Source organism: Enterobacter sp. UNJFSC 003, assembly GCF_036903355.1.
Classification (GTDB): Bacteria; Pseudomonadota; Gammaproteobacteria; order Enterobacterales; family Enterobacteriaceae; genus Enterobacter.
The window spans coordinates 1,010,590-1,024,463 of the sequence record NZ_JBAKHK010000001.1 but is presented as its reverse complement, the minus strand read 5'-3'; the positions used below and the strand labels follow the sequence as shown (position 1 = coordinate 1,024,463).

Here is a 13,874-nt window from a genome sequence, read left to right as displayed (position 1 = left end):
CAGCCCGCAGCTCTGCGGGCTGTTATTGCTTACTCATACACTCTGCTAACGACGACGCCAGCGCGGAAGGGTTTTCCCACGACATGGAATGCCCAGCATCGGGGATGATTTTCACTGGAACACCTTTTGCCTTAAGCCGATCAACATCCGCATCTGGCAGCGACATCGCGCCAAAAATCAGCGTCACGGGACATTCGAGCGACAGGAACTGCGTTTCCCAGTCAGGCTCAACCCCAGCCACCAGGCTCGATGCTCCGCGCCATACGGCATAAGAGGCACTGCTTTGCAGGCTCCCCGTCCATGCCGAGGTTTCTGTGCTGAGCATGTCATCATACCCTTGCTTCAGAAACTGTTGCTCCGTTTGTGCCGCGATGGTTCGGCTGAACATCCCGCCGCCGGCGTGAAAATTCGGTTCCGACACCATAAGCCCCTTCACACGCTGCCCCATCAATACCGCCGTTTCAATGGCGATGCTGCCCCCCATGCTGTGACCGTAGAGCCAGAACGCATCGAGATTGAGATGATTCAAGACCTCAGCCACAACGCGTGCCTGATCGTGGGTGCGATAGCTAAAGTGCGCAGGTTTGTCGCTGTAACCGCTGCCGGGCAGATCGATAAGAATGGCTCTGCGCGCGCCAAAATGGGCATCACAGACAATACGGGGATATTCGTAGGATGAGGCACAGCCAAGACCATGAATGAAAACAACGGGTTCACCAGAACCAGGCAGATCTTGCCAGCGCACGTTGCAACCAGCCTGCTGTGAGTAAAAACTGTTCATAAGCACTCCTTTTACGACGAACTGTATATTTATACAGTTACCGTATCTGGAATGCTATCTTCATCGTTTAGAAATGGAAGCGTGCTTCAGAAAAGCGAGATCAGGAGTGCGACAGGAAAACTCATTGGCCAGGTAGACCCCACCAGAAATGCACTTAACAGACGAATCCGTTTGCGATCTTTCGACAAAAACCAGGTGATGAGTGCGCAGATGGACGCCATGATTGCGTAAAAAACCAACATCTTTTGATACAACGTCATTCTCTTTACCAGAGCCAAAAAATAACCGCACGCAATATGCGTCATATGTTGATACAGATCAAGTTTTTTCGTTACACCATAACCACTTAAATATTAAGGATAATAACAATTGAGTACCGCGTGTAACAACCTCGCAGAACGTACACTACCCTTTAGTGATAACATACATTTAAAATGCACTTTTTGATAAATTCTTACCCGCCGAAAGGAGTCTACTGTATACAGATATTCACGGGAGGAAACATGTTACGTATTCCGCAAAATTGTATTCATACCCGCTCCACCCCTTTCTGGAACAAAGAGACGGCACCCGCCGGAATTTTTCAGCGTCATCTTGATAAAGGGACCCGTCCGGGCGTTTACCCCCGTCTTTCGGTCGCCCGCGGCGCAGTCCGATACCTGGACTACGCGGATGAATTTACCACTGAGCCAGACAGCGAACTGATTATTAAGGCGGGTCACTTCAGTGTTTTCCCGCCGGAAAGATGGCACCACATTGAAGTCATGACCGATGACACCCTGTTTAACATCGATTTCTTTGTCGAACCGGACGTGCTGAAGTCTCTTTAACGGCCTGAGATTATGAAGGAAACCACCATGCTACGTATTCCTGAGAATTATGTTCATTCCCGCGCCACTCCCTTCTGGAATAAAGAAACCGCCCCGCAGGCTCTCTTTACTCATCACAATACCAAAGCCGGCGTCTACGGCCGCCTGTCCGTAATGCAGGGCGCCGTGCGTTACCTTGGCTTTGCCGACGCAGAGGCCACCAAGCCGGATCTTGAGCTGGTTATAGAAGCGGGTTCTTTCGGTATTTCCCCACCACAGAAATGGCACCGCATTGAGCTGTTGACCGACGATACGTATTTCAATATCGACTTTTTCGCCGATCCGGACGTTACGCTCACCGGTGCGGGGATAGGTAAAGTGGTTAATACCTATAAGGAATAAGATGATGAGCAAAGCAACCTACACCGTGACCGTCACCAATAATAGCAACGGTGTCTCGGTGGATTATGAAACAGACGCCCCAATGGAGCTGTTAATTCCAGATGTCGCTGCTGATGTGGTGAAAGACCTGATCAATACCGTACGCGCATACGATACGGAAAATGAACACGACGTGTGTGGCTGGTAGTCATGACCGTCCGGCAGCGCGCGCTGCCGGACAGGGATGCTTAGTATTTTATCATGACATGTCGCACAACCGTATAGTCCTCAAGACCATACACCGACATATCTTTCCCGTAGCCCGAAAGCTTCATCCCCCCGTGGGGCATTTCGCTAACCAGCATAAAGTGTGTGTTCACCCAGGTGCAGCCATACTGCAGGCGAGCGCTCATACGATGGGCGCGGCCCACGTCTTTTGTCCAGACCGATGACGCCAGGCCGTATTGCGAATCGTTAGCCCATCCCAGCACCTGCGCGTCGTCGTCGAACTCGGTCACGCTGACGACAGGGCCAAACACTTCTCGCTGAACAATCGCATCTTCCTGCTTTGCCCCTGCCAGCAGGGTTGGCTGGAAGTAATAGCCCGCCCCCTCTTTCTTGCTACCGCCCGTAACCACGCTGATATGGCTTAACGCTTTAGCCTCATCGACAGCCTGGCAGACGCGGGAAAGATGCGCGGCGGAGCTGAGCGGCCCCAGCTCGGTCGTTCCGTCTTCCGGCGCCCCCATCTTCAGGCTCGCTACTGCTGCGCCCAGTTTTTCAACCAGTTCGGCATAAATGCCCTTCTGGGCATAGATACGACAGGCTGCGGTACAGTCCTGTCCGGCATTGTAAAAACCAAACGTTCGCACGCCTTCCACAACGGCATCGAGATCCGCATCATCAAACACAATGACCGGCGCTTTGCCGCCCAGCTCCATATGGGTGCGTTTTATGGATGACGCCGTATGCCCAATGATGTGCTCCCCGGTGGCAATCGAACCGGTCAGGGAAACCATACGGACTTTTTCGTGGCCGGTCAGCGGATCGCCCACCGTTTTACCGCGCCCAAATAACACGTTTAGCACGCCAGCCGGGAAGATATCTTTCGCCAGCTCAGCAAGCTTTAACGCCGTCAGCGGGGTAATCTCTGACGGTTTTATCACCACGCAGTTCCCTGCCGCCAGAGCGGGTGCCAGCTTCCAGGCCGCCATCATCAGCGGATAGTTCCACGGCGCAATAGACGCCACTACGCCGACCGGATCGCGGCGAATCATCGACGTGTGCCCCTCCAGGTACTCCCCGGCGGCCAGCCCATTCAGCGTGCGGGCAGCGCCGGCAAAGAAGCGAAAAACGTCGACTACGGCGGGAATTTCATCGCCCAGCGCGCAGTGCAGCGGCTTGCCGCAGTTGAGTGATTCCAGACCGGCAAGCTCCTCGCCGTGCGCCTCGATAACATCAGCGAGTTTCAGCAAACATTCAGAACGCGCTTTTGGCGTGGTTTGCCCCCACTCGACGAACGCACGATCGGCAGCCATTACCGCCGCATCGACCTGAGCCGCAGACGCTTCAGCAATCTCCAGCAGCACTTCTCCGGTGGCAGGGTTGTATACCGGCTGTTTCTCTCCTTCGCCGGTAATCAGTTCACCATTTATCAGCAGTTGTTTTTGCATAGTCTTGTCCTGTTGAAGTCGACGTTATTTCCCGCTACCGGCTATGTTTTCACCGTCGCGGGTTAGCCACCAGGCTCCCAGAATGGGGATCGTTGTCACCAGCATCACCAACAGCGCAACGACGTTGGTCACCGGCACGTCGCGCGGACGCCCGAGCTGGTTTAACAACCACAGCGGTAATGTGCGTTCATGTCCCGCGGTAAATGTCGTGACGATGATTTCGTCAAACGACAGGGCAAACGCCAGCATGCCTCCGGCCAGCAGCGCTGAACCCAGATTGGGTAGCACAACATAGCGGAAGGTTTGCCAGCCATCGGCCCCTAAATCCATGGAAGCTTCCACCAGGCTCCAGGAGGTGCGCCTGAAGCGGGCTATCACGTTATTGAATACCACCACCACGCAGAAGGTGGCATGGCCGACGACAATAGTGAAAAATCCCGGCTCAAGGTTGATGGCTTTGAAAGCACTCAGCAGCGCCAGCCCGGTGATAATCCCCGGCAGCGCGATCGGTAGAAGCAGCAACAACGAGATCGCGTTTTTGCCGAAAAACGCGCTTCGCCACAGTGCCGCTGCAGCAAGCGTGCCAAGCACCAGCGCAATGGCGGTTGAGAGGGCTGCGATTTGAAGTGACAACGTCACTGATTCAAGAATGTCTCCGCGCCCTGCAGCCACGCTAAACCATTTCAGCGTCAGCCCCTGCGGCGGGAAGCTGAAGGCGGCGTCTTCGGTATTAAATGCATAGATCGCAATAATCAGCAGCGGGAAGTGCAGAAAGATAACGCCTCCCCACGCGGCTACTTTCAGGAACAGCGGTGCGCGCTCAGAGTGCATCGAATGCTCCCAGACGCTTCACGAACGCCAGATAAAGAGAGATAAGAATAATGGGCACCAGCGTGAACGCGGCAGCCATTGGCATGTTGCCGATAGCCCCCTGCTGAGAGTAAACCATGTTACCGATGAAATAGCCCGGTGGCCCCACCAGCTGCGGCACGATAAAGTCCCCCAGCGTCAGCGAGAAGGTGAAAATGGATCCCGCGGCAATGCCCGGGATCGCCAGCGGCAGGACGACATAACGGAAGGTTTGCCGCGGACGAGCGCCAAGATCGGCAGATGCCTGCAGTAAAGAGGCCGGCAAACGTTCCAGCGCAGCCTGCACGGGCAGGATCATAAACGGTAGCCAGATATAGACAAACACCAGAAAACGCCCCAGCCCGGACGTCGAGAGCGTATTTCCCCCCACTGCTGGCAACGTCAGAAGTGAGGTCAGGAGCGGCTCCAGCCCCAGATAGCCAAGAAACCACTGCGCCACGCCGTCTTTTGCCAGCAGTAGCGTCCACGCGTAAGCTTTCACGATGTAGCTCGCCCACATCGGCAGCATAACGGCGATATAAAAAAAGGCCTTCCACTTGCCCGTGGTGTAGCGCGCCATATACCAGGCCATCGGAAAGGCCAGGATGGCGCTGGCGATCGTGACCGCAATCGCCATCCCCAGCGTCCGTATGATGATGTCATAGTTAGCCGGGTTAAAAAGTGCCTGGATGTTTGCAAAGGTCAGATCCGGCGTGACGGACATGGTGAAGTCATCGAAGGTGTAGAACCCCTGCCACAGCAGGGTCAGAAGCGATCCTAAATAGACGATGCCAAACCACATCAGGGGTGCCAGCAGGAGCAGGAACAACCCAAGCGACGGTTTACGCCAGAATAGCGCGGTCATGCGGCTTAACGAGCTTCGCGCCCCTGAGGGCGGTGAAACACGCATATCCATTTCACCTCTCCTCATGGAGCAGCACCATCGCCTCTCGCGACCATGACGCCAGCACCTGCTGCCCCGGTTCAACGCCTGTCAGCATCGTTGCCTCGCTGAGGTTGGCCCGGCTGACAAGCAGTTTTTCCCCATCGGTCAGCGTTAACTCCAGGCGCGTCGCTGCGCCCTGATATTGCACGGCCTGCACAACACCCTGCACCTGGATCTCTCCGCTCTCATTGAGGCGAATATGTTCCGGACGTAGCGAATACATGCCCGCCATGCCGCACATTTTTTTCGCAAGGCAGGCGTCAAAGACGTTGGAAGTCCCAACGAAGCTGGCCACAAACGGCGTACGCGGGCGCATGTAAAGCTCGCGCGGGCTATCCACCTGTTCAATGCGTCCGTTGTTGAATACCGCCACCCGGTCAGACATTGACAGCGCCTCACCCTGATCGTGGGTGACAAAAATGAAGGTGATGCCCAATTCTTGCTGAAGTTTCTTCAGCTCGAACTGCATCTGCTCCCGCAGCTTCAGGTCGAGCGCGCCTAAGGGCTCATCGAGCAACAGCACGCGAGGCTCATTGACCAGCGCCCGCGCGATGGCGACACGCTGACGCTGTCCGCCAGACAGCTGAGAAGGCTTGCGGGCAATAGCAAAGCTGAGTCCGACTCTATCCAGCGCCTCGCGCGCTTGCGCATGGCGTTTTTTCTTGTCGACACCTTTGACCATCAGGCCATAAGCCACGTTATCGAGAATCGACATATGCGGGAACAGGGCGTAATCCTGGAACACAGTGTTCACATCCCGTTCCCAGGGAGGCAATTCGCTCGCCTCTTTGCCAAAAATTTTAATCGCTCCGCCTGATAGCTGCTCGAACCCGGCAATCAGACGCAGACAGGTGGTTTTGCCGGAGCCCGAAGGCCCCAGCATGGAGAAAAATTCTCCATCACGAATAGCGATGGTGACGCCATCGACCGCCCGCACGTCTCCGTACAGACGGGAAACGTCGTTAAACTCTACCGCGTACGTCATGTTCAGCTCCCGGGCGATTAACGGCCGCCCATGATGGCGATGTAATCCTGCGTCCAGCGGCTGTAAGACACATACTTGCCGCCATCCGCGACGGGCGTTTTCCAGAACATGATTTTGTCGAAAGAGTTGTACCCGTTGGTTTCGCAGCCTTTATCGCCCAGCAACGTACTGGCTTTACACCCGTCAGCCACCACCGGCAGTGAGCCAAACCATGCCGCCAGATCGCCCTGTAATTTCGGCGTGAGTGACCAGTTCATCCATTTGTAGGCGCACATAGGGTGTTTAGCTTCTGCATGGAGCATGGTGGTATCTGCCCAGCCGGTTACCCCTTCTTTCGGGAATACGGTAGCGATAGGCTGATTTTCGGCCTTCAGGGCGTTAGCCTGATAGGGCCAAGCGCTGGAGGCAACGACACCTTCATTTTTGAAATCGCTCATCTGGACGGTGGTGTCATGCCAGTAGCGGTGGATCAGAGCATGCTGATCGCGCAGGACCTTCAAGGTCGCCGCGTACTGTTGTTCGTTCAACTGGTACGGGTCGGTAATGCCTAACTGCGGCTGAGTGGCCTTAACGAACAGTGCCGCATCGGCAATATAGATCGGGCCATCGTAGGCCTGCACCCGGCCCTGATTGGTTTTACCGTCCGGTAGATCCTGTTTAACGAAGACAACGCTCCAGCTATCTGGCGGCGTTGGGAACGTTTTGGTGTTGTACATCAGCAGGTTTGGCCCCCACTGGTAAGGTGTGCCGTAAACCTTTCCGCCCACGTTAAACCAGGCGCCTTTCACAATGCGCGGGTCGATAGTTTTCCAGTTAGGGATCACATCAGGGTTAATCGGCTGAACGCGTTTACCGGCAATCAGGCGCAGCGACGCGTCACCCGAAGCCGTCACCAGGTCATAGCCCCCTTTCGCCATCAGACTGACCATTTCATCCGACGTTGCTGCGGTTTTGACGTTGACCGTGCAGCCGGTCTCTTTTTCAAACTGGGTGACCCAGTCATAATTTTTATCGGTCTGACCGCGTTCGATATACCCCGGCCAGGCAATAATATCCAGGCGTCCTTCCCCATCGCCGATAGCCTTGGGTGGCTCTGCGGCTTGCGCGGTCACGATTGTCATGCCGAGCGCGCACAGGCTGCTGCGGGCAAATTTAATGCTCATAAGATTTACTCCTGTCGCAATGAAATTTAGCGGCAGCCGTGCCGTAAAAATATCTCCCTCATTAAACGTAGACCGCGCAAATGCGCCGCACCGCGCGGCTTAGGGAAATTTCATCAAGGTGTGACCGAGGGCGCATTCCCCGTTAACTGGATTATAGACAAGGAGTTAGCCGTGAGAGACGGTATGCAGATTTCCTATGATGCGACACGACGAAAGAGCCGCCGCGCCATCAAAGAGATAAGAGATGATAATTTAATTGCAGGGGAATTATTCTTTCAGCATGCCGCTAATTAATTTCCCTAACTGCATAACGGCCTGTTCTTCCCGTTCTCCCCATCCCCAGGATGTATTAAAACGGAAGAACGGCGTCCAGGCGTCAGAGGTAGAAAACATCTTTCCTGGCGCAATACTGATGTGGTGGATTAAGGCCTGTTCGCTTAGAAGCCCTGCGTCCAACCCTGAGGGCAGCTCTAACCATAAAAAGTACCCGCTTTCGTTATGATGTATTTTGACGCCAGCCGGCATATGACGCAACAGCGACTGCCAGGCCAGCTGTTTGCGCTCGGCCAGGGTGCGTCGCAGGCGGCGAAGGTGCGCGTCGTAACGTTTGGTCGCCAGATAATCCACCAGCGCAAGCTGCATGGGAGAACTGGTCGACAGCGTACTCATCAGCTGCAGCTGCTGAATGCGTCGCGCATGCTTCCCCGCAGCCACCCAGCCGATGCGAAAACCGGCTACCAGACATTTGGAAAATGACGAACAGTGGAGCGTCATGTCCGTGGTGTCCCAGGCTTTAGCAGGAAGCGGTTTTTCACGGCCAAAGTAGAGCTCGCTGTAGACATCGTCCTCAATCAGGGTGACGTTGTGCTTCGTCAGCAGCGCGACCAGATGCGCCTTTTTCTCAGCGCTGAGCGTAAAGCCAAGCGGGTTTTGACTGTTGGTCATCAGCCAGCAGGCTTTTACCGGATAATCATTCAACGCCTGCTCAAGGGCATTCAGATCGATGCCCTCCCGGACGTCGGTCGCTATCGACAAGGCTTTCAGCTTGAGGCGTTCTAGCGCCTGCAGCGCGCCGTAGAAACACGGGTTCTCGACGATCACCCAGTCGCCCGGCTCCGTTACCGCCTGCAGGCTCAGGTTCAACGCCTCGAGCGCGCCAGCGGTAATGACAATCTCTTCGGGCGAAATGTTCATCCCCTGTTGCGCATAGCGGCGGGCAATGGCGTGGCGTAAATCAACATTCCCCGGCGGCAGGTTTTCAATCACGCTCATCGCCGTGGCGGTTTTGCTGACGTTAGCGAGTGAACGATTGAGCTGCTGAAGCGGGAAAAGGCGCGGATCGGGAAATGCTGACGCGAAAGGCACAACGGAGGGGTCGCGGCTGGCCTGTAATACGTCGAAGATGTAGGTGTTGATATCCACCACTTCGTCACGCATGACCTGAGCAGGAGGAGAAGGCTGTTGTGCGGTCGGACGCGAGGCAACGTAATAGCCCGACTGCGGTCTGGCGACAATGCGCCCCTGACTTTCCAGCATCTGATACGCGTGACCAACGGTCATAAAACTCATGCCGCTGCTGGTCACCTGCTCTCGCAAAGAAGGGAGCTTATCGCCCGGCAGCCATACGCCAAGCTCTATTTGCGAGATAATTTGTTGCGCCAGACGCTGGTATTTTTTCATCAGATTCTCCGTATTGCCGACAGTGTATATCAGCAGGAGAAAAAGTGAAGATTTTGCTAACTGTTATAGTACGTGATGTTAATTACTTACGGTACTCAGTGACATGACTTTGAGCAGCATGCGCGGCCGCAAGGTGGTCGAGCGTAATCATCGACGCTTTGCAAAAGATGCATTTTGCGCCGAGCGGATTTTTCTCAGACACATCAAAGGCTGAAGTACGGTACTGCGAGCCATGACAGCAAGGGCAGCGGAAATGGATATAAGAAGTCATAGGATTCTCCTGTAAACGTAAAAACGTAAATTACTAATGGGCCGATCGGCAATAATGGTTTGAAACAAAACTAATCGGAAAGTAGATAAAGACCCAAGAGAGGCTGCGGAGAGGCACAACGTGATGAGAACTGCTTTATAAAACTACGTCAGATATTTTTTTGGACTCAAAACCAGAAGAGCATTAACGCACGTTCCTTGCGATGTGGCAAGCGCTTTAATGCGGAAAAATCATAAAAATAAATTTTTTATTCACAAAAACCTGATCATATCAGATGGTGTAAACGTGCTTTTTTAGAGAACTGTTATACATAAAAAACACTTTTCTGCCTCTGATAGTCGTCTTACCGGCCCTATACCATAACAGCACACCGTTTGACATTGAGGCTGTGCATGTTTGGTTTAGATGCTTTTCATCTCGCTCGGATACAGTTTGCGTTTACCGTATCCTTTCACATTATTTTTCCGGCGATCACCATCGGCCTGGCAAGTTATCTTGCTGTGCTTGAAGGGTTGTGGCTAAAAACAAAAAATCCGGTCTGGCGCTCGCTGTACCATTTCTGGTCGAAGATCTTTGCCGTTAACTTTGGCATGGGCGTGGTTTCCGGGCTGGTGATGGCCTATCAGTTTGGTACGAACTGGAGCGGATTTTCACAGTTCGCGGGCAGCATTACTGGCCCCTTGCTGACGTATGAAGTGCTGACCGCGTTCTTCCTCGAAGCCGGGTTCCTCGGCGTGATGCTGTTTGGCTGGAATAAAGTCGGGCCGGGGCTGCACTTCTTTGCGACCTGCATGGTGGCACTGGGAACCATCATCTCTACTTTCTGGATCCTCTCTTCAAACAGCTGGATGCAGACCCCGCAGGGCTATGAAATTGTTAACGGGCAGGTTGTGCCGGTGGATTGGTTTGCCGTGGTATTTAACCCCTCCTTCCCTTACCGCCTGCTGCATATGTCAATCGCGGCATTTCTCAGCAGCGCGCTTTTCGTTGCCGCATCCGCAGCCTGGCATCTGCTGCGCGGCAACAATTCACCTGCCATTCGTGCCATGTTCTCGATGGCATTGTGGATGACGCTAATTGTGGCGCCCATTCAGGCTATGGTGGGTGATATGCACGGGCTTAACACCTTAAAACACCAGCCCGCGAAAATTGCCGCCATTGAAGGTCACTGGGAAAACCCGCCGGGTGAACCTACCCCGCTCCTGCTTTTTGGCTGGCCGGATATGGAACAGGAACGCACCCGCTATGGTCTGGAGATCCCAGCGCTCGGCAGCCTGATCCTGACGCACAGCCTTGAAAAACAGGTTCCTGGGCTGAAGGAGTTTGCCAAAGAAGATCGCCCTAACGCCACTATCGTCTTCTGGTCATTTCGTATTATGGCGGGCTTAGGCATGTTGATGCTGCTGTTGGGAGGGATCGCCCTCTGGCTACGCTACAGAAACCGGCTCTACGCCTCACGGTCCTTCCTGTGGTTTGCGCTGCTGATGGGGCCGTCAGGGTTAATCGCAATCCTTGCCGGATGGGTCACAACCGAAGTGGGACGCCAGCCGTGGGTCGTTTATGGGCTTCAAAGAACGAAGGATGCGGTATCCGCACATGGCGACCTGCACATGAGCGTAAGCTTGCTCGCCTTCTTTGTCGTCTATACCTCGGTCTTTGGGGTGGGCTACAGCTATATGGTGCGACTGATCAAAAAAGGCCCTCAGCCACATGAATCATTCGCCACCGAATCCGACGGACGCCCGGCTCGCCCGCTGTCTGCCGTCACTTCTGATAGTAAGGAGCAACCATAATGGGTATCGATCTTTCCATTAGCTGGTTTGTGATTATCGTCTTCGCCACGCTGATGTATATCGTGATGGATGGCTTTGATCTGGGAATCGGTATTCTTTTCCCGGCCGTACAAAACGCCGATGACCGCGACGTGATGGTTAATAGCGTTGCCCCTGTCTGGGATGGGAACGAAACCTGGCTTGTACTGGGCGGTGCAGCATTGTTTGGCGCATTTCCCTTAGCCTATGCGGTGATTATTGATGCCCTCACCATCCCTCTGACCTTAATGCTGATCGGTCTTATTTTTCGGGGTGTGGCGTTTGAGTTTCGCTTTAAAGCGACGCCTGCGCACCGTCCCTTCTGGGATAAGGCGTTTATTGGCGGTTCGATTCTGGCGACGTTCACCCAGGGCGTAACGGTGGGCGCGGTGATTAATGGTTTTGCCGTTACAGGACGAACCTACAGCGGTGGGCCATTTGACTGGTTGACGGGTTTTAACGTGTTCTGCGGCGTCGGTCTGGTTGTGGCTTATGCGTTGTTAGGCGCCACGTGGCTGGTCTTGAAAAGCGAAAACGCACTGCAACAGCGGATGCGGGAGCTCTCTAAAACGCTCTTAATTGTGCTTCTGGCATTCATTGCGGTAATCAGCATTTGGACGCCGCTGGCGCAACCGGCAATTGCCGCCCGCTGGTTTACGCTGCCGAACCTGTTTTACCTGCTGCCGGTCCCTGCTCTGGTTATCATTTTTAGCCTGTGGCAGTGGCGCAGCCTGGCGCAACCTCAAAGCCATAATCTGCCCTTTATCCTGACGTTAGGGCTAATTTTCCTCGGCTTTAGCGGGCTTGGGATCAGCATCTGGCCGCATATTATTCCACCATCAATCACCTTGTGGCAGGCCGCCGCCCCTATTCAGAGCCAGGCCTTTATGCTGGTGGGTGCACTGTTGATCATTCCTGTCATCCTGGTCTACACCTTCTGGAGTTACTATGTATTTCGCGGAAAAGTACAGCATGGGGAGGGTTATCACTGATGCAACAACCTGTCTGGAAGCGCCTGTTGTGGTTGGCCATTATCTGGGGAGGCAGCGTACTGGCACTGGCCTGTGTGAGTATGTTCTTCCGTATGTTGATGACCGCGGCCGGTTTTAAATCCCATTAATCGGTACTGCCGGGTGCGCACAACGCGCCCGGTCTCTTCTCGCACATTCGGATAAACCCCATTAACTCCCTGCGGCGTATCGTTACACTAGAATTGACTCATGGATTTGATGGTTAGAGAAGAAAAATGAAAAAGCTCGTTGCGTTAAGTGTTATCAGCCTGGTTCTCACGGGATGCGTCAATCCCGGTAAAGCGTCGGTTCACCTTGACCAGCTTCAAAACCACCGCTTTGTTTTAGAGAATGTTGACGGTAAGGCCATCACGTCCACGGCGGTTCAGCCAGAGATCGGTTTTAGCGCGCAGCCAGGTATTGGCCTGGTCAAAAACATTTCCGTTACAGGCGTAATGTGCAACCGCTTCAACGGTCAGGGTAAATTGTCCGAAGGCGAGCTTAAAGTCGACACGCTGGCCATGACCCGAAAATTATGCACCGAACCACAGCTTAACGAACTGGATCAGGCGATTGGCGACATGCTGCGCAAAGGGGCACAGGTCGATCTGACTGAAGACCAGCTAACGCTCGCAACGGCGGACAAAACGCTGATGTTTAAGCGCGTCGAGTAATCAGTAGTTCCCGCAGGATCCCACGGCAAGCGACTGCTCATTGCAGCGTTTGCCATTTGGCAACGCGCACATGCCAATAGCAGACCCATCAAGTTGACGCGCCACGGACAGCGAACCCCCAATCATTGCACAGTTAGCTTGCCCTGAACTGGACATTGCGGCTTTCATGCCTGGCGTCACGTGTGCTGCCGTTGCCTGCTGCACAGGTTCACTGCTACATGCCGACAACAATAACGCGGCACATCCTATCCAAAACGCTGAACGCATAACCTCTCCCCCACAATGAAAGCGAAACCTATGCATAATAGGCATCACGCGGCGCATCGTCGAGAGCGGATGTGCGTATTTATGCGCTTTCGAAACAATTTCTCGCAATTTTTTCTACCGAAAGGCACGCGACACATTAATGGGGAGGATAATCGGTGATGTCAGGAGAGGTAAATATTGGCAGCCATTGGGCCGCTAAGTCCATTGATACGGCAGAACTCTACGCGTATTCCGGGTTGGAGCAATTCAGATTCACAGGTGTTGAAGGCGGAAACATGAAGAAGAACGTCTTTTCGACCATCGGAGGGGGTAATGAGGCCTTTACCACTGAGGGTGTCAAACGATTTGACGATGCCTGTCATTTTACGAGACAAATAATATCCTTTTAGAAAACATCCATGAACTATACACTTAACTGAATTTTTTGCTATTTATTTTAGCTCAGCCCTCTGGACGGCCAAAATAAAAATTGCTTATTTATTCTACACGTGCATTAATGACCCTATTGGTTCGATACAAAAACGAACGTACAAATTTTAGCAGGCAGTCCTCATAACCAGGCGCTATCGCGGAT

The 13,874-nt window shown here is 53.8% G+C and carries 18 protein-coding genes; 7 read left to right on the top strand and 11 right to left on the bottom strand.

The genetic code is table 11. The annotated features are described in order from the left end of the window. Positions 1–22: 22 nt before the first annotated feature. Both V5P19_RS04805 and V5P19_RS04800 read right to left on the bottom strand, forming a co-directional pair. Positions 23–781, bottom strand: coding sequence for an alpha/beta hydrolase (locus V5P19_RS04805; protein WP_334400614.1), 759 nt, complete (start codon positions 779–781; stop codon positions 23–25). An 86-nt stretch (positions 782–867) separates the two neighbouring features. Further along, a complete protein-coding gene (locus V5P19_RS04800; RefSeq protein ID WP_003856960.1) occupies positions 868–1,041 on the bottom strand; it encodes a GhoT/OrtT family toxin in 174 nt (57 codons plus the stop codon). Positions 1,042–1,284: 243 nt separating this feature from the next. Between V5P19_RS04800 and V5P19_RS04795 the strand changes: the two genes are divergently transcribed. From V5P19_RS04795 to V5P19_RS04785, 3 genes are read left to right on the top strand one after another with little or no spacing between them, the layout of a single operon-like run. Continuing rightward, the gene (locus V5P19_RS04795; protein ID WP_334400612.1) at positions 1,285–1,611 is read left to right on the top strand and encodes a DUF1971 domain-containing protein; all 327 of its coding nucleotides are present in this window, start codon (positions 1,285–1,287) and stop codon (positions 1,609–1,611) included. 27 nt (positions 1,612–1,638) lie between these two features. After that, positions 1,639–1,992, top strand: a complete 354-nt coding sequence (locus V5P19_RS04790; RefSeq protein ID WP_334400610.1) for a DUF1971 domain-containing protein — start codon at positions 1,639–1,641, stop codon at positions 1,990–1,992. 4 nt (positions 1,993–1,996) lie between these two features. Beyond that, a complete protein-coding gene (locus tag V5P19_RS04785) occupies positions 1,997–2,179 on the top strand; it encodes a DUF1869 domain-containing protein (protein ID WP_334401154.1) in 183 nt (60 codons plus the stop codon). Between the two features lie 40 nt (positions 2,180–2,219). On the opposite strand, the gene patD is transcribed toward V5P19_RS04785, so the two are convergent. The 7 genes from patD to V5P19_RS04750 all read right to left on the bottom strand — a co-directional run bounded on the left by patD (position 2,220) and on the right by V5P19_RS04750 (position 9,538). Beyond that, positions 2,220–3,644, bottom strand: a complete 1,425-nt coding sequence (gene patD, locus V5P19_RS04780; protein ID WP_334400608.1) for an aminobutyraldehyde dehydrogenase — start codon at positions 3,642–3,644, stop codon at positions 2,220–2,222. A 24-nt stretch (positions 3,645–3,668) separates the two neighbouring features. Further along, positions 3,669–4,475 (bottom strand): ABC transporter permease, encoded by an 807-nt coding sequence (locus V5P19_RS04775; RefSeq protein ID WP_334400607.1) that lies wholly within the window; start codon positions 4,473–4,475, stop codon positions 3,669–3,671. Beyond that, positions 4,465–5,403, bottom strand: coding sequence for an ABC transporter permease (locus V5P19_RS04770; RefSeq protein ID WP_334401152.1), 939 nt, complete (start codon positions 5,401–5,403; stop codon positions 4,465–4,467). The genes V5P19_RS04775 and V5P19_RS04770 overlap by 11 nt, the downstream gene beginning before the upstream one ends. Before the next feature lie 7 nt (positions 5,404–5,410). Further along, positions 5,411–6,424 (bottom strand): ABC transporter ATP-binding protein, encoded by a 1,014-nt coding sequence (locus V5P19_RS04765; RefSeq protein ID WP_334400605.1) that lies wholly within the window; start codon positions 6,422–6,424, stop codon positions 5,411–5,413. A gap of 17 nt (positions 6,425–6,441) precedes the next feature. Next, a complete protein-coding gene (ydcS, locus tag V5P19_RS04760; RefSeq protein WP_334400603.1) occupies positions 6,442–7,587 on the bottom strand; it encodes a putative ABC transporter substrate-binding protein YdcS in 1,146 nt (381 codons plus the stop codon). A gap of 267 nt (positions 7,588–7,854) precedes the next feature. Continuing rightward, complete coding sequence (locus V5P19_RS04755; RefSeq protein ID WP_334400601.1) at positions 7,855–9,267, bottom strand: PLP-dependent aminotransferase family protein; 1,413 nt, start codon at positions 9,265–9,267, stop codon at positions 7,855–7,857. An 82-nt stretch (positions 9,268–9,349) separates the two neighbouring features. Then, a complete protein-coding gene (locus V5P19_RS04750; protein WP_334400599.1) occupies positions 9,350–9,538 on the bottom strand; it encodes a cold-shock protein in 189 nt (62 codons plus the stop codon). 392 nt (positions 9,539–9,930) lie between these two features. Between V5P19_RS04750 and V5P19_RS04745 the strand changes: the two genes are divergently transcribed. From V5P19_RS04745 to hslJ, 4 genes are all read left to right on the top strand, one after another. Beyond that, positions 9,931–11,331 (top strand): cytochrome ubiquinol oxidase subunit I, encoded by a 1,401-nt coding sequence (locus V5P19_RS04745; protein ID WP_334400597.1) that lies wholly within the window; start codon positions 9,931–9,933, stop codon positions 11,329–11,331. Beyond that, positions 11,331–12,341, top strand: a complete 1,011-nt coding sequence (gene cydB / locus V5P19_RS04740; RefSeq protein WP_334400595.1) for a cytochrome d ubiquinol oxidase subunit II — start codon at positions 11,331–11,333, stop codon at positions 12,339–12,341. The genes V5P19_RS04745 and cydB overlap by 1 nt, the downstream gene beginning before the upstream one ends. Then, positions 12,341–12,469: a DUF2474 domain-containing protein gene (locus tag V5P19_RS04735; protein ID WP_334400593.1), complete on the top strand. Its 129-nt coding sequence runs from the start codon at positions 12,341–12,343 to the stop codon at positions 12,467–12,469. The genes cydB and V5P19_RS04735 overlap by 1 nt, the downstream gene beginning before the upstream one ends. A gap of 126 nt (positions 12,470–12,595) precedes the next feature. Beyond that, positions 12,596–13,033, top strand: a complete 438-nt coding sequence (gene hslJ, locus V5P19_RS04730) for a heat shock protein HslJ (RefSeq protein WP_334400591.1) — start codon at positions 12,596–12,598, stop codon at positions 13,031–13,033. Here hslJ and V5P19_RS04725 read toward each other — a convergent pair whose 3' ends face one another. Together V5P19_RS04725 and cspF are read right to left on the bottom strand one after the other, a co-directional pair. Continuing rightward, positions 13,034–13,300: a DUF333 domain-containing protein gene (locus V5P19_RS04725; protein ID WP_334400589.1), complete on the bottom strand. Its 267-nt coding sequence runs from the start codon at positions 13,298–13,300 to the stop codon at positions 13,034–13,036. It abuts the gene before it with no gap. Between the two features lie 161 nt (positions 13,301–13,461). Continuing rightward, positions 13,462–13,674: a cold shock-like protein CspF gene (gene cspF / locus V5P19_RS04720; RefSeq protein ID WP_334400587.1), complete on the bottom strand. Its 213-nt coding sequence runs from the start codon at positions 13,672–13,674 to the stop codon at positions 13,462–13,464. Positions 13,675–13,874 lie beyond the last annotated feature (200 nt).